The organism is Spirosoma daeguense (genome assembly GCF_054776875.1).
Genome location: NZ_BAAHBF010000003.1, coordinates 665,540 through 686,143, shown reverse-complemented (window position 1 = coordinate 686,143; position 20,604 = coordinate 665,540). Strand labels below are relative to the sequence as shown.

Here is a 20,604-nt window from a genome sequence, read left to right as displayed (position 1 = left end):
TTAGACAAAGGAATGAAAACTGGAAGAGACGATTACCTAAATTGTCTCTTCCAAACTACCTTAATTAAGTCAAAAGCCCAATCAAAACAGACAGTTGCAAATTCCTCAACTTCAGTCAGTTGAACGAAATCCTGAACTTATAATAGCATTGTGGATATTTTCGTTAAGCTTCTACCGTATACCTTATGGAAAATAAGATTCTTTTTTATAAGGTATACGGTAGCTCAGCGCCGAATGCTTCCACTGGCGTAGGGCGGCCTATGCCGTTGTTACCAGCCTTCAAAGTACCCGAACGTAGCCAACGGGCTACTGCTCGTGTTTCAAGGTGAGCATAGTTGAGTATTTCGGAGTAAACTGACAATCTAATTTTAACGTGAACTATGAGATTATTTTTAAGCTGCTAGCACCCAATTAGACTCCCCAGCCACTAGCAAGCGATCGCTCAAATCGACGTTGGCCACAGGGGTACGTTCGTAAAATGAATAAGCTACTAACGAAGCATATACATTCACAAACGCGTTGCAAGCCGACCGATGACGAGTGTGTTCAAGGTTACAAACGCCCTTGGTTTGACCAATAACGGTCTCGATTAAGCTCCGTTTTTTAGCCCAGCGTTTGGCCGCCAAGGGCAACTCTGGAGCTTTCATACCTTGGCGTGGTTTGGCCCAAAAGAAAACTTGACCCTCGTACTCGACAAAGGCCTGCTTCTCCACATTGAGTAAGTAGCCTTTGTCACCAAATACCCAACCGGCCACATCGTTCGTTAAGTCAAAAAGTAGCTTTGGATGCGCGTCATGTGTACTGCCGTTACTTATACGAACATGGACAATCTGGCCTAAGTGATTGATTAACAGATGCACTTTGAGTCCAAAAAACCAACCTACTGAGGTCTTTCCCCAAGCGGCAAAGCCTTTCAGCGTGCGATGCTGATGAGCACGTTTGGGGTGACATGCCGCCAGTGGCGTGGCGTCAATGTAGTAGATTCCGGTGCGCAAACTCCGCTGGCAACGGTAAGCCAGATACAACATTAGGGGAATGAGTGCTCGAGGAATCAGAGCCACGAAACGGTCATAACTCACTACATCAGGAAAGTCTCGTTTGAGGTCTTGACAGACATGGCGGGTGTAGTAGGCTTTAAAATTTTTGTAAGGGCTCAAGTGGTAGTAAACCAGAATAGTCATCACCTCGCTTAGGGTGAGTTGGCTAGGGTGGACTTTCTTATAAGCGCCACAATGGTGGAGGGCCTTCGCGATCCGAGTCATCTTGGCTTTGCAAAAGTCATCGACATCAACGTAAATTTCAGTCAGCATATGAGTTCAGAAGAAGTAGAATTTGATTGGTTTGCACCTCAAAACTACCCCTTTCGGCTCATATGCCCCTTAAAATGCTGTCTATCAGCTAAATAATCTCATAGTTCACGTTAATTTTAGGATCAATAATAATGTAAATCTATTTCAGGGCTAGCAGACGTTGAAATAATTCTTTATGTTAGACAGCTTAGTTCATTTATAAGCCGGACAGCACTTAGTGTAGTTATTTATTCTTTGCTCTCTAGTATGGCCCAAATTATCAATCTCACTATAAATTAAAGTGCAAGTCGGAGGATCACAAAATTCACTTCCTACCACACGGGACCATTGAACAGGTGGATTTATTGACGGGCAATCCATTCTTACCTGTGCTTCTGTTACTTTTCCATTTTGAGTGGCATGGAAAGTAAAAATGGTACCGTTACGTTTATTAGTGGGTATCCTAAATACGTTCTTCGCTGCGCCTGAATTTAGTCCTTCGGCACTGTATGTGATTAAGCTATTGTCTCCTCCTTCAGGCGTTAGTGTAATCAGTCTAGCTCTACAATTCAATTCGGCTTTCAATAAAAGCGGTACCGGATTTAAACATTCAGAGGTAATTGATTTGCTGACTTCTATACCATTTTGGACAGCATAAGCCAAAAACACGTTGTTGTTACGTCGTGAATCAGGAATAATAAATTCGTTACCACGTTGATTAGGGCTTAGTCCTTCAACTCTGTAAACTATTGAATCTTCATTACCACCAATAGTTGATAATGTAATTAATCTTGTTTGACAATCTAGTTCAGCATTCAGAACTAAAGGGTCTGGGTCTGGTTTCTTTATAAGCCAAATAATCCCTAAAATGAGCAACAGCACGCCGATTACGCCTGCAATTTTTTTCCACGGTGGGCCGGGAGATTTAGGCTTCTCTTTAATATTAGTGCTATTGCAGTTTGGACAGTTTATGTCTCCATCATCAAGTGTAAATTCTCTTGGAGGATTCTCGTCAGCCCAATGACATTCTCCGTGATTTAGACAAATGTAATTTTTCATGTTGGTGGGGATTACGAATTAATGATGTCAAGCGCCTGTGTACCAGCATTTCGGAAAGCAATAAAGACAGGATCGGTAATGCTATTACCTCTTTTGATTTTAAAGGCATTAATTTCTTTAACAACCTGCTCTTGAAGCTCTTTCCGTTTGCTTATGTGTAGAAACTCGCCAGACAATTTAGCTTCAACCTCTTGCTTGAGGGAGGCTAAATCCTTGATTGGCATATTTTCTTGGGCATGGTGCAAGTCGCTACCTAGGAAGACGGGGTCGGCATCTAGGCCATACTTATCTTTTCGTAACAAGGCTAGTTGATTTATTCCCCGTTCGTCTTCGAGTTCTGCGAACAGACCCATTGCTACAGCGATAATAAGGAAAGGAGTATATTCATTGCGAGTGATTGTCTTTATATACAAATCCGGATGTTGCGCACCATCGCCTTCCAGATGAAGTAGCATCCGGTTCTTTGCTTTCTCAGCAACATTTGGGTGATGAACCACCTGCCGGTCGTAGCCCTGTTTAAGGTAATTGAGTTGCCCAACGAAACGTAGTGGAAATAGGTTTGTCACCGTCATTAGTACAATTTCGTGCTGCCGACGCGGATCGTTCTGCGGAACAATAGAAACGCTGACGTTGCCCGTCGTGGAAATATTCTGACGGAACGCTTCTTCCAATTGCGTAACGAAAGCCTGTGAGCTAGGTACATGGGGGATTATGATCGTGTATGTAGTGACTCTATCAGGCCTCACTGGAATACCGTCACCTTTTTTGTTGATCTCATCCGAATTAAACCGAAGATAGCTGCCGGATTGCTTGACGATGTCTCGAATGAAAACGGTCAGCGCGTTAGGGTTGCCAGCGTATTCTTCCTGTAATTTATCAATGATGCTTTGCCCCATAAACTGCTGGGTTGGAGTGAGACTGGCATGCCAAATAGCTGCGTTTTCTTCCGATGTTTCGGACAATGTATCCTGAAAAACAGTTGAGGTAATTTTGCTGTTAAAGTTGGTGAATGTCGGATTACTTCCCAGAATGCCCAGGAGTTTACTACGAACATTACCAGCCGTAGTATGCTGAAGATTCTTGTTGAGGACAAAATTCGGTAGTGCTTGCGTAACTTTATTTTTGTCGTAAAATCGAACAACATGCTCATTCAAATCACGGCCATTATCCTGTAAACGTTCTTTCAACTCGGTGTCGAACTTTTCAATCGACAACGACAACGTCTGAACTGTTTTAGCAATGTCTTTTTGTAAGTCTGCCAGGATAATAGCGTAATTGCCAAGCAACGATTTAGCAAATTCCCAGCCTTCCAATGTTGTACGTAGACGATACCACTGCGCTAGAACTTCAGTATGGGCAATTAGCATACTTTTGTGCTTACCCATTCCCCGAGATAAGATACCAATGCTACTATACTGCTTATTGTTATCGCTGAGCTTATCTTCTTCTTTGGGAATTTCCTCTCGAAGTTTTGTTATACGACCTTCAATTTCGCTTACTTTGTTACGTACCCAAACGCCAAGCTGTTCGGTAATTTTCCGAATATCAAACATCGAATACTGTCCGGCTTTCCACAAGTCGATTAGTCTGCTTTCCAATGACTGAATCATTTCAGTCGCAATGGCGTGTTTAGCCGACTCCTTGTTGGCGTAAAAATTCTTGACACCTACCCCACGATACTCATTGTCGAACTTTTCAGCGAATAATCGTTCAACCTCTCGTAACCACTGTGACCAGTCTTCATTCATAGCTGTGGTCATCATTGGACCGGCCACTACAGGCCAGTACTCGTTGATTAAACGCCAGTTTTTGTTTGCTTTATCGCTTCCAAGTATACCTTTGGAGTAGATCAAGTGATCATTGGTAAGCGACCATGCTTCCAAATTTGCTTTGTCTTCTACATAAGACGTGAAATCGATATTCTTAGCCTTATTGTCCCAGCCAGTGTTATCGTTCCAGTTGTTATACAGCAAGTGCTGAGTAGCCTGATTTGCCAGCGTCAGTGTCGTGTATTCTCTAATTTCTTCTTCGGGAATTGCTATCCGCTTTAAACCAAATGTGAGAAAGCGTTTGCTTCGCTCCATCATATTCGGATCATTTGGCGAAGGCTCCGGGCTACTATCTCCATTCTCTGCGTTCTCCTGACGGCTAAACTCGGCTTGAGGATGCGTTTGCTGCCCTGCTACTTGTACTGTATCAAGTGCAACTATTTTCTGATAAAGAAAGTCAGCAATAATCTCCGGCAATCGCTGGTCGACATCAACCAGATAACCATTCTCATTCTGATTCGAAAATAGATAGCAGCCATTAAATGGGTCTTGTAGGTCTAACTGTAACTGCATGACGTTTTCAGCCATTAAATCAATCGGCTTAAATGACCCAATGCTTAGGGCATTAAGTTCGCGCAGTGCCGCATAACCGTTAGCATGATAAAATCCGGTCATATCTCGGTTTGGCTTAGGCTGTTCATCCGGTAAAAATGCATAAATCACAATCCGATACTGACCTGGTCCCATCGGTCTATATTGTTTCCTGATTTGTGAAACCATGTCTACAACTGTACCGCTACCAGTCCCACCGGCCAAGCCACAACAGATATGAAATGTTATATTTTGATCCATAGAAGCCTGCTGGAGATCTCGCACTTGTGCACGTAGCGCATTGTTGACGGCTTGAATGTTCGTTGCCATAAGGAAACGGCCCAAGCGTCGCTTCTGCCCACCCGCAGCATCACCAACTAAGCCACCCAAGACGTCATTCCACGTAGAACGGTCACCAATCCACGGCTGAATACCCGGATATTGGTCTACAGAGCCAAGAACTGATTTAAGGTCTTGCCCTTTAATGCGCACTTTACTATTTTCACCGAGTTGAACGCTCTTGCCTAGAATTTTCCATGTTGAGTCTTCAATGCCCATCAGTTCCTCACTGGAATCGACGTACAAATAGCCTATGTGGATTTTGTCAGGACTATTCTTGCGGAACTCTTGATAAATGGTTTTACGAAAAGCACGAATGACCTTGCCACCTGTACCCCCCAATCCAATGAGTAAATGATTTGCCATGGTAATTAATTTTTTAGTTTTTAAGCAGGCAGGCTATTTCCGAATACGTATATCTTTATAGGCAGCATATCCGATTGCTCCTAAAGGAATAGCCATTACCAATAGATATAAGACTACCAATACGATGCGCGATATGATAACGGTGCGTGGAGTCTGCGTAGAAAGTTGAGTCTTTATAGTACCAGCAGCAATATCAATTGCTTTTCCAGCCGAATAATTACTACCGGGATTGTTCGAAAAGTAATTTGCTACATCACTTGATATATTATCTGCTGATTTTGCTGGATTTGACCAGATAATTTTACTCAAAAACGGATGTACTTTATCAAAATGCGCACAAGCAGCGCTAGCGTATAATTTAGCGGCCAGCTCTTGCGAGACTTTTTTCGTCACTGGAATAAGATGCCCTCCTTCTTCTGGAGCTGGATGGTTATCGAAATTTTCGGCTTTTAGTTCTTTTATTTTATAATAAGCCTCGCGGAAGGCTGCATTACCCCACTGCTCGTCAGCTTTAATTTCATAACTCTCCCAAACACTGACTATAGTCGTCGCAACTTCCTTGATATATTTTAACCCGCTGAAAGCTAATACAAAAAAGAAAGTTAGAACGCTAGCTATTAACGTTAGAACTTGATGAGTAGTTGTCAGTCGAAAGCGCCGATTCCAAAGCTTTACATAGTTGTTGCATAGATACCAAGATAGACCAGCTATAATTAGTGCAATTAACAAGGTGATCATAATTGCAGAGCGGCTTCTGGCGATCAATATGACACTCTTAGTCAATAAACTAAGGATTTCAAACAGTGTGGACATAAATAGTTATGACTTAGTAGTCTATTGTTTGGCAATTCGCTTTATGATTACGTCGGTCTTCGTTTTTACTTTCAAAAAATACATTCCAACGGGCTGGTCATCCAATTGAAAGATTTCAATTTGAGATGTGGCAGCAGATTGCCGTGTTAACTGCCTGATAATAACACCTTTTGTATTGATGAGTTGCATAGTAACCGTCTGAAGTATTGGAAAACGCCAATCTACGTACACCTCATTAGTGGTAGGATTCGGATAGACGACAATTGACACCGGTTCTGGAGAAGGTTGGGAATTAAGAGGTATATTAACACGTAATGTATAAGGTATTCCCACATCACCTAGTCCACAGCCGCTTGTGAGATTACTTATCGTATACGTCGTTGTACTGATTGGCCGCACCCATGATGCATACAGCGAATCTTTTGCATTATTGATTACGACATTTTTACCATTCCAGTTTGTCGTAAATGCCCAAGGTGCATCACCGCTTAGTCGAACCCGGATGGCGGTGCTGTCGCCTGGATATATTGCTCCATCCCCAGAAATTGTAGCGGTAGCTTTAGGTGATACACGAACTTCAACGACGCTATTTAAGCTTTCACAATTGTTAGCATCTTTTTGCGTAACATAATACGTCGTTATATTAGCTCGGCTTGTATTGGGCATCACTTGGGTAAATGATGAACTGGTGTGATCAGCACTTGTATACCAAGTCAAATTAGAGCCGGTAGCTGAAAGCGGGGTACTAGCTGTGCCAATGCAAAAAGCTATGGGTGTCTGAACTTTCGGCGCCGTAGGAATTGGTACAACGGTTATATTGATTTGGGCAGTTGGTCCTGTACAGGTGCCAGCTTTTTGAGCTACCATATAAGTAAAAATACCAGGCTGTGACGTATTGGGAACAGGAGCGGTTTCACTACTACCCATAATTCCTGGACCCTGCCAAATTAATCCAGTATTGGGAGAGGCTGTTAATGAACCAACTTTAGTCAATTGGCAAATAGTCTGATTCGAAATTACACTTGGAGCTGACGGGGGTGCGACAACAGATACAGACACAGGTTGCCTTAAGCTTTCGCAGCCACTGCTATCCGTCTGTGTTACGTAAAACGTCAGTACTGTTGCTGATTCGGTAAAGAAAGCTGGGGATGTAGTAGAGCTATTTCCACCTGACGACGCCGTATACCATTTCAAATTCGATCCACCTGCAGTCACTGAACGAGGGACATCATTTACACAGAAACGAACAGAATTTGCAATAGGCATTGATGGAGCGGAGCGTACAATAACACTTACTGTTGTACGTGGACTTTCACAGTTATTAATGGTCTGAGTTATCGAATAAGACTGCAAACCAGCTGATAAGGTATTAGGTGTAGGAGCGCCTTGCAACCTACCATCCTGATTATACCAGGTTAAGTTGGCGCCAGCAGCTGTCAGAGAATTAACCGAGCTAAACTGACATAAATAAGTTGGCGCTGGAATGGAGGGGGCATTCGGAATAGCATAGATAGTTGCTTTAACAGCAGCCCGTGGACTTTCACACCCATTAACGGTCTGAGTTACATAAACCGTTTGGTCGCCAGTGGTTTGGTTGTTCAAAATTGGAGGCTGGGTGGACCCAGTGCCACCAGTAGCCGATGTGTACCACAAAGCGTTTGGCACAGAACTGGAAAATTGCCCTTGACCACCCTGGCAAATTGAAACACTATTGACAGCTGGTGCGGAGGGCGCAGCTATAATTAATACAGTCATAGTCTGGCGGGTACTTTCACAACCATTAGCATCAGTTTGAGACACGTAAAAATTGTATGCTGTTGCCACGTCGGTGAAGAAACCTGGTGGGTTTGCCAAGCCAGTTCCACCTGTAGCAATTGAGTACCATCTTAGATTTGCCCCTGTCGCTGTTAGAGAACGTGGATTTTCTCCAACACAATACCGAGAATTAGTTACTAAGGGAGGTGCGGGAGCAGCCACAATTTGAACTGTAATGGCAGCCTGTGGGCCCTCACACATATTCACTGTCTGGCTTACCGAATAAGACTGGGTACCTGCGAAGGATGTATTAGGAACAGGTGAACCTGATAGCTTGCCCGACGAACTGTACCATGTAAGAGAAGATCCCACTGCGGTTAACGAGTTTGCAATAGCATTCTGACACAATGATATAGATGCAGGCAATGTGGGTGCAGATGGTAGAGCGTTTACCACCACTCTAACAGCACTCCGTGAGCTTTCGCAGCCATTTATTGTTTGAGTTACATAAAATGTCTGGTCTCCCACACTCTGATTATTGACCGTTGGAGGCTGTGAGGACCCGATCCCACCTGAAGCAGCAGAATACCAAAGGGCATTGGGAATAGATGTTGGTAGTTGACCCTGACCACCTTGACACATTGTAATATTATTTACTATCGGTGCCGAAGGAATAGGGGTAATAGATATTGAAAGAGGCTGGCGGGCACTTTCGCATCCATTAAGCGTTTGACTTACATAATATACACTTGACTGATTGTTAGGAGGAGTTGGCGCTCCTACCAAGGACTGTGAACTAGTGTTAGTTGTATACCATTTGAGATTAATCCCAGTTGCACTTAGAGGCATAGTACTCATTCCTGCGCAATACGATAAATCAGTTACCATCGGATTAACAGGACGGCTTATGGCTAGTGAACTTGCCACTGGATTAACTGAGTTGCTATAGTCAGGCAAACTAGAGTTCGTCGGCTTCTGAACGACTACCCTAACCCGGTAGCCAGTTCCCGCCAATAAAGATGTAGGTATTGTAACACGAATAGGACTAGTTGTACCAGTACCGATAGACTGTGCATTTTGAAAACTTCCCTGCTCATTGGAAATCTCAACCTGATAAATTACGCTTGATGGTAACGAACTACTAATCGTAAATGGGACGAGGACTGATGAGCCAGGACAATATGTTCCAGAGATAGTACCGGTTGCAAGTACGAGCTGCCCTACAGTAATTTGCGCTGCTCCATCTATGAAGGAACTTACTCCACACCTAATATCAGAAAAAGAGCTTATAAATGATTTATCATAGGTAGTAGGAGCAGTAAAAGTAGGTGTGATTGACGTTGGACTACCAGAGGCAACCCCAGAGCGGATAGTTCCATTGTCAGTATATGAATATGACCAGGGGGCTATACCTGTAAAGTCTAAACGAATTGTGGCGGTATTTCCGGCTGTGATGGTTGAGCTACCAGAAATAGTCATCGTAGGCAGCGCAAATACAGACAGAGAGCTTACATTACTTTGTACATTCGTAGCAGTGGCTACAACCTGAAATCGGTATGTCCCAGTTGTGAGTGTAGTAGGTAATGTTGATCTAATTGGCGAAGTGCTACTTGTAAATGGCAAATCGTATAGTACACTCCCATCCGTATTGACCAACTGTATCTTAAATGAGTTTCCAGCGGGAAACGTACCTGAAGTTGAAAAAGGGAAAGAAACGGTTGCTCCCGCGCAAACAGTGCCCGAAATATTATTCGTTGCAATAGTGGCAACTGTTGGTGAATTAGTTCTGATAGTAAATGTAGTACTGGAAGTTCCAAAGACGTTATCAATAAGCCCTTGAGTAATGACACGAACCCGATAGGTACCGGTATTTACTGAAGATGGTATTGTCGCTTTAATCGATCTGAGCCCCCCAGCACTGGAACCAGCTTGTTCTCGACCGCTGTATTGATCAGTAGCATTTAGTAATTCTGTGACTGGCGTACCATCAGCTGTTAATAATTGCACTCTGAACTTACGGGCAACCAGCCCAACCGGAAATGTGCCAGCTCCTGTACGATAATATACGGTAATTTCCGATCCGGGGGCAGTATCTGTTGCTACGTTCGTATTTACGGTAGTAATACTTAATTGCTTTACGTTAACTGCAATCGACCCAATAACTGACCCAGAAAAAGCTTTTATTTTTGATTGATCAATAACCATACTGGTGACAGGCCTAATGGAAACAAATCCATCACTATTTACCTTTCTTGTCGCATTCTCTCCGGGAGAGTCAATCTCGAAATAACGTGTACCAGTACCACCAAATTTTGCATAAAAGGATACGTCTCCAATTTCAGAGCCTGCCTGAAAAACATTTCCATCAAAGGCTAGTTCTGGGCTCGCTGCTGGATCACCATAAGTTAATGTGATACTTACCTGACCATTAGCATGTATGAGACTGATCAAAACCAGTAAGCTCATTAGCCAGTATTTAAATGTATTATTAGTCATATATACTCAGTAACTATATTATCCTTTCCCGGCCTTTATCAAACATCTAATCCCATTGATAATCAACCCACTTCCAATTAGGCCACTACCATAAACAGCATATATTCCTGGTTGGGAATAGCTGTTGAATGTCATTGAAGTAAAAGCTGAGCCACTAGGTTGCTGAGATAAAGTTTGCCAGACAGCGTACTCAGCATTTAATGCATTGATTCTAACTGAGTAGTCATTATATTTTTTCTGTAGCGATTGATAACCTACATAGCCAGTACCTAGTATTAGTGTACCGGAAATAATCTGAAGCCAGCCTTTTAGTCTATAATTGCCGCTTGGAGGATCTTCTATTAGCTTTCGTTGAAATGTATAAGCTGTTCCGTCAAGTTGCTGAAAGGTGAGTAATCGATCCTGATCAGAAAGCATGATACTAAGTTTTTCACTATTAGGCTTAGCTTCGGAAGTACGCTGATAAAAACCTATAGGTAAAGTTCTTTTTGTTGATTGGATTACATTGAGCCAATATTTATCCCAACGGATAGTTACTGTATCTGTAGGATTGTTTTTCGTTGTGAATACAATATCGCTGGAATTTATACGAGGATTAACTGCAACATTTTGCGTAATTGAGGGGGGACTCAACTCTGTCAACCCCTCCCCTGGCCTTAAAAAACCTAAGCGGATAATTAACGTTTGCCATTTTTTGTTGACCCTGTCAGCTCGTAATTCAGCTACACGCTGTACGGGTTGATAGGCAACATCCGATTGTTTGTGTTTTCCTGTAAATGTTGTGGTAAAGAAGACTTTTATATATGCATACTCTTTCCCTTCCAGAACTGGCGATGTAATAATTTTTGAGATTTTAATAGTCGATTCCGACGACTTGGTATAAAACAAGTCTAAATCATGAAGATACCGATCAACTTTTATATATGCTGTATGATCAGCATCAATGTGCTTTGGGTCAATGTCATCCTCAATAACAATTGCATCATTATAGAATAGCTGATCTTGGTTTGGTAAATAACTGTTTTGGATCGCTGAATTACGTTCAGACTCCAAAATATCAGCTGTACTCAATAAATCCAGTAAATTTTTAAAATTATCAATTTTGTTTTTGGCCTGAAACGTTATTTCATCTCTATCACGTTTTGTGAGCGTCCCGGTATATCCATTAGTTACTCCTGCCGTATAAATTTTCCTTTCACCTGTTTGCGCAAGCGACAATGTAGCTATCAGTAAAAAAGCCGACAAGAAAAGAGTAAAAGTGAAGTTCATAGGCAATTAGAATAATTGATTCGCTGCCGAAAACCATCGCTTCGCGAATACCCAGTTGAGTAGTTGGCTTTGTTAAATTGATACTGATAAGCAAAAGACTGATCGCGCATAGTACGTCCATTTGTCGTTTGCCGCAAATTGCTGGTTGCTATATTATGAACATCAGTATGCCCACCTAAATCAAGTACGGGAATGCCCCGAAATAGCAACAGAGTCTTATTCCAGTGAGGGCGATTGTCATATGTGAACGTGCGTTCGGTTTGTCCGTTCGCAGCTACTGTTATTTCGCTAACTAACTGCCCACGGCTATCGAATTGAGAGTCAATAATAGTGCTGTCTTGTAATGTTCTCTTCGTAATTTTTCCGTTAGTCAGCTCAATCTCCGAACCAGCTTCCTTAGCTTGCGAAAGCTTACCTAATCCATCAAACGAATAGCTCCGTATTATTGATTTTTGCCCATCGGTTTCCGTATAGGTTTTTACTTTACCTTGGTCATAGGTATATATTTTAAAACCAATTATCTGTCCTGACTGAGCATTTGACGTAGTCACCTGATCTACTTGCCCTTCCTGGTAAGTATAAGTATGAGTCCTATTTTGTTGGACCCAGTTACCTGATGACGAATATGTTATATATAGTTCATAACTTGTATTGAGATAATGATCCGAATTATAGAAGAATGTTTGTCTGTTACTGACCGCAAGACGACCAGAAACCCACTGACGATATGTAATTTCCTCTATTGACCCAAAAGCATTATACTTATAGTAAGTTGTATCGTGTACTGCCTCATTAACATTTGCAATACTATTTATCTGACAAGTTGTTGGAATAATAGAGGCCGGTATATCTGGTTCTTGATGGCAACCGATCGCCCCACTCAGTAAGAACGTAAACCCAATGACAGTAATCGACGAATAAGCTTTTCTCATTAAAAGGCAATAAATTATAAAGCAAACAAATGACCCATTACTCAACTTTCTTTCGGCTATAAGGTGCTCTCAGTTTGCCATGCCAAGGTCCTCATTATAATCAAACAATCTTTGATCATCTATTACAGATATCGTTGATCACTATTTCTAGTATAAAGGCAGGATGAAATCAGATTTCTTACTTGATGAGATTAATCGAACTATTACTCTTCATGGCATACTCTACTGGGCAGAAATACCAATAGAACCAAGCAGCAAATTCCATTTTACATCATCTTTACCATCTTTTGTTAGATGATACTGCTCTAATTTGACACGTACGTTCTTTGGAGTTACGTCACTATAAAAAGCATCTCTGCCACGGCCAATGAATGTTTGCTGTGCTGTAATGATACCATAATAGTTCCCATCCATAGCCTGTGACAACTCTTTAAGGTACTGTATTTCACTCCACTCTATTTGTGTAGAACTATATGGCAGCAGCTTTAAGTTGTTCAGGTAAGTTCGGATTTGAAATTTTCGAACACCCGGTCTTTTGGTGGATGATACTTCAATAGTAGCAGCAGGCATAAATAAAGAAGCCGCTTGATTAATAGCTTGGTCTCTGACGTAAGAAGATTGAGATTTATCTGTAATAACATTAAGGTAAGAGGCAAATTTATCAACCTTTTCCAATGCTTTTTTACGATAGTATTGATAATCAGCGTCACTGAGCGTTACCTTTTTACCTTGAGGTGTATTAGCTGGTTGCGTATCGACAGGGGGAGCTTTAGACACTGACCCAGGTGTAGGTTCACTTGGGATTGGAGTCTCAGTAGCAGAACTGACCATTTGAGACTGTGTTATCCCAATAGGTTTTCCAACTTCACCTAACATTGAACTCCCTTCATTTGTAACTCTCAAAAAGTTATGTCCACCATCATTACGAAAGATAGCTATTAACTCACCCTTAGGGATAGAGGCAGATTGACTCTTGTTGTTAATGTAATTGACAATTACATCACTCTCATAAGAAATTTTCGCTGGGATGATTTCAAAAGGCACTGCCTTTAGTAAATAATCCTTCCCCTGCCATGCTGCCGTCGTCAGAAACGTCTGTAGCTGCTGCTTCGCTTGACTTAAATCTGCACTTAACTTATCAATTACGAGGAAATTTCCCGTTCTAAAAGCGACTAAAACGTTTTGCCGAAGTAAACTACGCGTAATAGTCCCGTTCTCTTGTTTCATTTTGAAGACGACTCGATCTTCTGTTAGATCGGTTATCTGAGCCCGATCTAGTCTGTTTCCATTGGCAGTATAAATAACATCTCCATTATCCTGCGCGTATAAGGATGCTTTTAAACTAAATAGGAATAAGGATAGTAGTAGAATTTTCTTCATAGTGTGTGGTAAAACTGTTAACGCATTGACTTCACTAACTGACTTGTCGCATCTGTGATAAATGCCTCAAGCTCATCCTGATCTAATGCCTGGTAAGCTTTCGTACTGAGTTTTTTGAGTTCTGCCTTTTCGCCTAGTCGGAGCCATGAACTTCTTACAAAAATTCCCTTCGAACCTGATTTTTTGTAAATGCCTCTACACCCTTCTAGACAAGGGGTATAATGAATTTTATAAGAGCCAACAATCTCATTAGACTTTACGTATACGAGTTTGAACTCTACAGATGCTCCCCGCATATCACGATACTCATTAATTAGCCGCTGCTGATTATCGGATTCTGTGTAACAGACATTTGTAGTATAACCGATTGGGTTATCTAAACGGACAAGTTCCAAGATCAGATCAGTATCGGTTAAAGTACTGATATTAGAATAAGCAGTTGTTGGATTGGCGTCAAGTACCTGATTGAATAACCCTCTATCACGAACACTGAACCCCGCCTTAAAAAGTTGTTTTTCTATGGCATTGTATAAGGAAGTTTCATCATATTGAGAATCAACGTATTGAATTTTAGCCGAAGATTTTCCACTACCAACCTGACGAACAATTACAGGATTTATGACATCGGAATGGTGGCTAGTTGTCCCTTGTGTATTTGTAACACCTTTTCTCGTATTTGGCACTCGAAGCACAATGCGGGGAGCCTTCTTAACTAACATTATTTCTGTCAAGGCATCACCAGAGGTAAGCTCTGGCGGTTTCATATCGAAACGTACCACCGCTTTTTTGCTACAGCTTGCCATAATGAAAGTAAGTAACAGTGAATAGATAAAAAGTTTATTCATATGGCGTTATTAGTAGCAAAAAAAATACCAAATAGGATTACAAACTTACAAATTTTAGTAGTCTATGTAATTATACTAATAACAACATAGGTCAATTTCTATAAACTCATTTACTTTTCGGTAGTATAAAATTTCTTTCATAATAATATGTGGTTACATAGTATCATGAAAGTGGTCTAGCGAAGATTATTTCCTTTTCCTGTACGAAATAGTAATTATCCCTGTAAGTATTTAATTTAGCTTCGATTAGTAACAAATTTTACAAGGTGCATAACCCATATTTTTGGCAGCACTCACATTAACTTGGCTAATTGCTGAACGGCATCGATTAAGACCATGGCATTGATAAGCATGATAAGCATAAGCACCCCGCCCCCGCAAATATAAACTGTAGATACAGCTGGACGTTGAATTGGGTGTTGGCTAGTGCTAGTCTGATAACGAGTATTAGGAGTTTGTCCTACTACTGTACTTACTAATAAACTGCTCAAAAAACCTACAGCGAGTATACTTTTCATGTATAAGGAAAATTTGACTTGAAATATATTTATTAATTAGTAACCGACAGAAGCTATTTATTAAAAGGATGTTACCGACTATCGCTATCATTTACCATTTTAGCTATCCAGTAACTTAATCATGCTTTATTTAGCAGAGTACACACGAATAGTCGCACTTCACTAAAAAAGCCACTCACCTTTTCTCTATATCTGACAGAAACAGAAAAGGTGAGTGGCTTTATAAGTTTTATTTAAACCTTCTGCAAAAATCATTGCCCTCAGGCTTCTCGGTTGCTCTCAAACTAGACTTGAAACAATAGAGTTTATACTGATTTATGGCTTTCGCTCAAGGACATATTGCCTGAATTCTTGGATTAGCCAACTCATTGACCAAACAGTCAGAAAATAGCCTATCCGCAGTTGATAGATGGTCTGATGCGTCTGTTCGGCTTTGACCTTGAGGAAAACCCAAGCTTGGTAGCAACAAGCCAAATGATTCCGTTGTGAGCGAGCTTTGCGGCATTGACATTTTTCTGAACCTGTCAGTTGTTTAAAGCCTCGATGGAAGTCCTCAATCTGCCACCGATTGTCATTGGCTAAATCAGTGACAAATAGGTTTACAGATACGTCTAAGCCATTGGTAATGACCTAGTCAATGTCGCCGTTTTGGGCAACTATCTTGAACAGTTTAACCATAAAAGGTATCTCTTTCAACTTAACCAGTAGTCCACTGAGGTCCTCCCGAAAAGCGTGCCGCTCAAAGATTGAGGATCGGACGTTCATTTGTTCTGCTTTCGATGCCCATTCCGGCCTCATCTGGTGTTCGTCCGCCGAGCGAACTGTGCGGTCGAAAGGAATTATATTCTTGACGCCAAGCCTCGATTTTTTCACGAGCATCTTCCAGCGACAAGAACCAATGAGCGTTTAAACACTCATCCCGAAAACTCCCATTAAATGATTCAATAAACGGATTATCAGTCGGTTTACCGGGCCGAGAAAAGTCTAGAGTCACCCCATTGTCATAGGCCCATAGATCCAATGCTTTCGAAATAAACTCACTGCCATTATCTACCTGGATACGTCCTGGTACCGATAAATTTACCAATTTTAGTTGATTCATCACAGCTACTACATCGTCGCCTTTCAACGACTGACCCACATGAATGGCCACGCATTGGCGACTATAATTATCGACTATAGTTAAAGCCCGAATTTTTCGCCCATCAAACAGCTGGTCAGCCACAAAATCCATGCTCCAGCACTGATGAACATTGGAGAGTTGGGGGCGCTCTAACCGGTGGGCAGCGGCTCGATTACGACGGGGACGCTTGCTTCTGAGATGCAATCCTTCTTCACAATACACTCTATACACCCTTTTGTGGTTGTCACGCCAGCCTTCCCGACGCAACAGCACACAAATCCGCTGATAACCATACCGAACCCTTACCTGGGCAATTTCTTTGATTCGTTTCCGGATCACGGAGTCATCTCGACGACGAGACTTAAATTGCAAGGAGGATCGACGGAACTGAATCACAGCGCATGCACGACGGGCTGAAACGCGATAGTTTTCCATTAAACTTGAGGCCAGTTTTCTTCGCTGAGCTGGCCTCAAAGCTTTTTTTTGAGCACATCCTGAAGCATTTGTTTGTCCAGACTTAGGTCGGCCACTAGCTGTTTCAGCTGACGGTTTTCCTCTTCCAACTGGCGTAATCGGTGCAATTCGGCAACACCTAATCCGCCATACTTCTTCTTCCAATTGTAAAAGGTAGCCTCGCTAATGCCCATTTTGCGGCATACTTCAGCTACGGTTACTCCACTCTCAGATTGTTTGAGAGCAAAAACGATTTGTGCTTCGGTGAACTTCGTTGTCTTCATGACGATTTGTTTGATTTAAGTTAATCCAAATCGCCCGATTTTCTCTACTTTATACTGGAACACTTTTCTGGGGGGACGTCATAATGTCGGCCCTGAATCGGTTTGTAGAAGAGGTAGAAGTATATTCAATCGACGAAGCATTTATTGACCTCAACGGCTACGAAACGGTGTATCCTAATCTAGATGAATTCGCCCGAATAATACGCCAGTGCATTGACCAATGGACACGTATTCCTGTCAGTGTGGGTATTGCGCCAACGAAAACGTTGTGCAAAATCGCCAATTATTACGCAAAACGCATATCTGAATATAACGGCGTATTTCTGCTCGATACTCGCGCGAAGATTGATGAGGTGTTACAGGATTTCGACGTAGCGGATATGTGGGGTATAGGTGACCGCTACGCATCCCTTTTGAAACGGAATGACATTCGAACCGCTGCTCAGTACCGCGACCTACTTGACGACTGGCTGAGACAAAAATTAACAGTGAACGGTTTGCGTCTGGCCTATGAACTACGGGGCCGTCCCTGCAAACTGCTGGAGCTGGAACCCAAGCCCAAAAAAACCATTATGACAGCCCCCAGTTTCGACAAACTAATTCCCGATCTGGCCATTATTACCGAAGCTCTAACAACGTATGTTGGTCGAGCGGCAGAGAAGCTACGGAAACAGAATTCCGCTGCCGGCACTATAACGGTATTCATTCACACAAACCCTTTTAAGAAATCACCCAACGGCGAGTTAGCGAAACAGTATTCCACTAGTCGAACCGTGAATCTGCCGCATGCCACCAGCAGTACGTTCGAACTCGCTACGTATGCCCAAGCCCTGCTCGAATCGATTTTCAGGTTCGGTTATGAGTTCAAGAAAGTAGGGATTATTCTATCGAATCTCGTTCCTGTCGACTTTGAGCAACAGGGTTTATTTACAACTGGCCCTGATCGTCGTACGGCAAAACTGGCGAAAGTCATCGATAAACTAAATTATCGATACGGACGCGATAAGGTACGTATTGCTGATGCTGGCTTTAACCCAACCTGGCATCACAAACGACAATTCATGTCACCTTATTACACAACCCAATGGAAGGATATTTTACGGGTAAGCTAATCCGTTACGTATACTTTTACAAGTAGATTCATGGAACCCGCTACCGGCCACCGAAAAATCATTCACATCGACATGGACGCTTTTTATGCGTCGGTCGAGGAGCGGGACAATCCCGAACTGCGGGGGAAACCGCTGGCGGTAGGTGGCTCCCGGCAACGGGGAGTGGTAGCGGCTGCCAGCTACGAAGCCCGGAAATTTGGCGTACGTTCGGCAATGGCCTCCTCATTGGCCATCCGCAAATGCCCTGAACTGATCTTTGTCAAACCACGCTTTGATGTTTACAAAGCGGTATCAGCTCAGATTCGGACTGTTTTCGCCCAGCATACTGACCTGATTGAACCCCTCTCTTTGGATGAAGCCTATCTGGATGTAACCGACAGCTTAAGTGATGGACAAACCGCTACTCAACTGGCTCAGACGATTAAAGAACAGATCAAATCTGAAACCAGCCTGACTGCTTCGGCAGGAGTTTCGTATAACAAGTTTCTGGCTAAGCTGGCCTCCGATCACCGGAAGCCAGACGGACTGTTTGTTATCAAACCGCATCAGGGACTCGCTTTTGTGGAAACGCTGAAAGTGGGCCAGTTTCACGGCATCGGACGCGTAACGGCTGAGCGAATGAATGAGCTGGGCATTTTTACAGGGCTGGATCTACGGAATCAAAGCGAATTATTTCTGGTACGTCATTTCGGGAAGGTAGGCAAACATTACTACGGCATCTCCCGCGCGTTAGATGAGCGACCGGTAACGCCAAACCGGGTTAGAAAGTCGGTTGGATCAGAAAACACGTTTGAAACGGATTTGACCGAATATACCGATTTGCTAACTGCATTGAATCCATTGGTTGATCGGGTATGGACGTACTGTGAGCGAAGCGGAATGCTGGGTAAAACGGTTACGCTTAAAGTGAAGTACGCCGATTTCACACAAATCACCCGCAGTCGTAGCCTGATCCAGTGGATCAATGACAAACATATTCTGCTACGTATTGCCACGGAATTGCTGGAGTCGGTTATGCCCACAACACAGGGTATTCGGCTACTGGGCGTATCCCTATCGAGTCTTCAGGAAAAAGAGGAAAACCCCAGTGGGCAATTAGCACTGGATTTATAAAACCTACCCTATTAGTTAAAATGGAAGTACACCTATACCATAAAATCTGAGCCGACTTGGTATCACAAGCGAAAAACCTTTTAAGGGTTATCTCTCAGATAGTTGGATAAGGTCTGTGTGAGCAAACAAGGGCAAATCATAAAGATCACCAAACAGCCTGTATATCTTGGCAGAACTTGCCTTAAGCCCTGTGAACGTAGTAGCGATGGGTAATTTAATTTGGAGAGCTTGGGCAGCTTCATATACTCTGGCGTCCGGCACGCAGCAATGTTCTCCAAGTATATTCTGGTAAATATTCTGGCAACGCAGCTCCGTAGAATTAAAGGGATTTTGATCAGCATCTTTTTACGACCTACCCCTAAGCCTTCTATATTTCGCATATGGGTCATGAACAGATCAAAGTTGCCCTCGTTTTCTGATCGTTCCAGCGATTGAAGTATTTGCTCCCAGTTGGTAGCCAATACGTGCACACTATCGTAGATATCCGTCCGGAAGCTGATTTGTTTACGGTTAACAATACCTGTAACCAGGTCAACAATTTGCTTTGCGGAGCGAACACTTAATTCCTTCTCGGAATGACTATTTGTTTTCTCTTTCCAGAATAAGGATGAATGCTTTTGATGAAGCTTGAGATAAGCCACAAAAAAGGCGGAGTTTTCCCAAGGGCCTGTTCTCGACCAGACAACAGCCAGAACAAACAATAGAAACAGGTCGTCATTAGCCTTCAGGTCCAGATGAATTTTCTGGCCAGCTCCATCGCGCAATCGAAAATCAGTTACCCAACCTGAATAAGCATTGGTACTATTGATGTTGGCGTAGGGCAACAAATCTTTATACTCCAAAAAACGTCTTGTCAAATGTTGAGCGGCCAAGCGTTCATTGTCAGTGATAGTCATGTAAGTACGTTATAAAGGTATACTGTTAACGGGCGATCAAATTAAGTAGAATCCATCTGAACGTTCAGCCTGTTTGTAAAAAGGGGTGAATTAATCCGATTTGTGAATTAAAAAACCTCATACCTTGCATGAAACAAGATTAGCGGTTTCGACTACTGTCCTGTTCTGTAAAATTCTTCATGTTGCGTCCCCACAGAGCGTT

At 42.5% G+C, this 20,604-nt stretch carries 14 protein-coding genes and 1 pseudogene; 2 read left to right on the top strand and 13 right to left on the bottom strand.

What is annotated here, in order from left to right:
* Positions 1-392: 392 nt before the first annotated feature.
* The 12 genes and pseudogenes from ACYVD4_RS11910 to ACYVD4_RS11855 all read right to left on the bottom strand — a co-directional run bounded on the left by ACYVD4_RS11910 (position 393) and on the right by ACYVD4_RS11855 (position 17,281).
* The gene (locus ACYVD4_RS11910) at positions 393-1,310 is read right to left on the bottom strand and encodes an IS982 family transposase (protein WP_460945772.1); all 918 of its coding nucleotides are present in this window, start codon (positions 1,308-1,310) and stop codon (positions 393-395) included.
* 192 nt (positions 1,311-1,502) lie between these two features.
* Positions 1,503-2,348, bottom strand: a complete 846-nt coding sequence (locus ACYVD4_RS11905; RefSeq protein ID WP_460945770.1) for a hypothetical protein — start codon at positions 2,346-2,348, stop codon at positions 1,503-1,505.
* Positions 2,349-2,359: 11 nt separating this feature from the next.
* Entirely contained in the window at positions 2,360-5,413 is a 3,054-nt protein-coding gene (locus ACYVD4_RS11900; RefSeq protein ID WP_460945768.1) for a tubulin-like doman-containing protein, read from the bottom strand.
* 33 nt (positions 5,414-5,446) lie between these two features.
* The gene (locus ACYVD4_RS11895) at positions 5,447-6,226 is read right to left on the bottom strand and encodes a hypothetical protein (protein WP_460945766.1); all 780 of its coding nucleotides are present in this window, start codon (positions 6,224-6,226) and stop codon (positions 5,447-5,449) included.
* A 21-nt stretch (positions 6,227-6,247) separates the two neighbouring features.
* Positions 6,248-10,447, bottom strand: a complete 4,200-nt coding sequence (locus tag ACYVD4_RS11890) for an Ig-like domain-containing protein (RefSeq protein ID WP_460945764.1) — start codon at positions 10,445-10,447, stop codon at positions 6,248-6,250.
* A 48-nt stretch (positions 10,448-10,495) separates the two neighbouring features.
* On the bottom strand, positions 10,496-11,746 hold the full coding sequence (locus tag ACYVD4_RS11885) for a hypothetical protein (protein ID WP_460945762.1): 1,251 nt from the start codon (positions 11,744-11,746) through the stop codon (positions 10,496-10,498).
* Entirely contained in the window at positions 11,743-12,678 is a 936-nt protein-coding gene (locus ACYVD4_RS11880) for a hypothetical protein (protein ID WP_460945760.1), read from the bottom strand. Before ACYVD4_RS11880 ends, ACYVD4_RS11885 begins: the two co-directional genes overlap by 4 nt.
* Positions 12,679-12,900: 222 nt before the next feature.
* Positions 12,901-14,058 carry a hypothetical protein gene (locus tag ACYVD4_RS11875; protein ID WP_460945758.1) on the bottom strand — a complete coding sequence of 386 codons (1,158 nt, stop codon included), beginning with the start codon at positions 14,056-14,058 and terminating at the stop codon, positions 12,901-12,903.
* Between the two features lie 17 nt (positions 14,059-14,075).
* On the bottom strand, positions 14,076-14,903 hold the full coding sequence (locus ACYVD4_RS11870) for a hypothetical protein (RefSeq protein WP_460945756.1): 828 nt from the start codon (positions 14,901-14,903) through the stop codon (positions 14,076-14,078).
* 293 nt (positions 14,904-15,196) lie between these two features.
* Positions 15,197-15,421 (bottom strand): hypothetical protein, encoded by a 225-nt coding sequence (locus tag ACYVD4_RS11865; RefSeq protein WP_460945754.1) that lies wholly within the window; start codon positions 15,419-15,421, stop codon positions 15,197-15,199.
* 328 nt (positions 15,422-15,749) lie between these two features.
* Positions 15,750-16,135, bottom strand: a pseudogene (locus ACYVD4_RS11860) (IS701 family transposase); the annotation flags it as partial.
* A 25-nt stretch (positions 16,136-16,160) separates the two neighbouring features.
* Positions 16,161-17,281, bottom strand: a protein-coding gene (locus ACYVD4_RS11855; protein WP_460945752.1) for an IS3 family transposase whose coding sequence is annotated in 2 segments (ribosomal slippage) — positions 16,161-17,020 and positions 17,020-17,281 — 1,122 coding nt in all. Because the reading frame shifts where the segments join, the coding sequence is not laid out codon by codon here.
* A gap of 83 nt (positions 17,282-17,364) precedes the next feature.
* On the opposite strand from ACYVD4_RS11855, the gene ACYVD4_RS11850 reads away from it, so the two are divergent.
* Positions 17,365-18,393, top strand: a complete 1,029-nt coding sequence (locus tag ACYVD4_RS11850; RefSeq protein ID WP_460945750.1) for a DinB/UmuC family translesion DNA polymerase — start codon at positions 17,365-17,367, stop codon at positions 18,391-18,393.
* A gap of 30 nt (positions 18,394-18,423) precedes the next feature.
* The gene (gene dinB / locus ACYVD4_RS11845; RefSeq protein ID WP_460945748.1) at positions 18,424-19,506 is read left to right on the top strand and encodes a DNA polymerase IV; all 1,083 of its coding nucleotides are present in this window, start codon (positions 18,424-18,426) and stop codon (positions 19,504-19,506) included.
* A gap of 80 nt (positions 19,507-19,586) precedes the next feature.
* Here the strand turns inward: dinB and ACYVD4_RS11840 are convergent, their stop codons facing one another.
* Positions 19,587-20,402 (bottom strand): hypothetical protein, encoded by an 816-nt coding sequence (locus ACYVD4_RS11840; protein ID WP_460945746.1) that lies wholly within the window; start codon positions 20,400-20,402, stop codon positions 19,587-19,589.
* Positions 20,403-20,604 lie beyond the last annotated feature (202 nt).

Excerpts from the sequence above, each read along its gene's own strand:
- ACYVD4_RS11850 (WP_460945750.1), top strand. The coding sequence starts at position 17,365 with ATGTCGGCCCTGAATCGGTTTGTAGAAGAGGTAGAAGTATATTCAATC.
- ACYVD4_RS11900 (WP_460945768.1), bottom strand. The coding sequence starts at position 5,413 with ATGGCAAATCATTTACTCATTGGATTGGGGGGTACAGGTGGCAAGGTC.
- ACYVD4_RS11910 (WP_460945772.1), bottom strand. The coding sequence starts at position 1,310 with ATGCTGACTGAAATTTACGTTGATGTCGATGACTTTTGCAAAGCCAAG.
- ACYVD4_RS11890 (WP_460945764.1), bottom strand. The coding sequence starts at position 10,447 with ATGAGCTTACTGGTTTTGATCAGTCTCATACATGCTAATGGTCAGGTA.
- ACYVD4_RS11840 (WP_460945746.1), bottom strand. The coding sequence starts at position 20,402 with ATGACTATCACTGACAATGAACGCTTGGCCGCTCAACATTTGACAAGA.
- ACYVD4_RS11865 (WP_460945754.1), bottom strand. The coding sequence starts at position 15,421 with ATGAAAAGTATACTCGCTGTAGGTTTTTTGAGCAGTTTATTAGTAAGT.
- ACYVD4_RS11875 (WP_460945758.1), bottom strand. The coding sequence starts at position 14,058 with ATGAAGAAAATTCTACTACTATCCTTATTCCTATTTAGTTTAAAAGCA.
- ACYVD4_RS11895 (WP_460945766.1), bottom strand. The coding sequence starts at position 6,226 with ATGTCCACACTGTTTGAAATCCTTAGTTTATTGACTAAGAGTGTCATA.
- ACYVD4_RS11880 (WP_460945760.1), bottom strand. The coding sequence starts at position 12,678 with ATGAGAAAAGCTTATTCGTCGATTACTGTCATTGGGTTTACGTTCTTA.
- ACYVD4_RS11905 (WP_460945770.1), bottom strand. The coding sequence starts at position 2,348 with ATGAAAAATTACATTTGTCTAAATCACGGAGAATGTCATTGGGCTGAC.
- ACYVD4_RS11870 (WP_460945756.1), bottom strand. The coding sequence starts at position 14,903 with ATGAATAAACTTTTTATCTATTCACTGTTACTTACTTTCATTATGGCA.
- ACYVD4_RS11885 (WP_460945762.1), bottom strand. The coding sequence starts at position 11,746 with ATGAACTTCACTTTTACTCTTTTCTTGTCGGCTTTTTTACTGATAGCT.
- dinB (WP_460945748.1), top strand. The coding sequence starts at position 18,424 with ATGGAACCCGCTACCGGCCACCGAAAAATCATTCACATCGACATGGAC.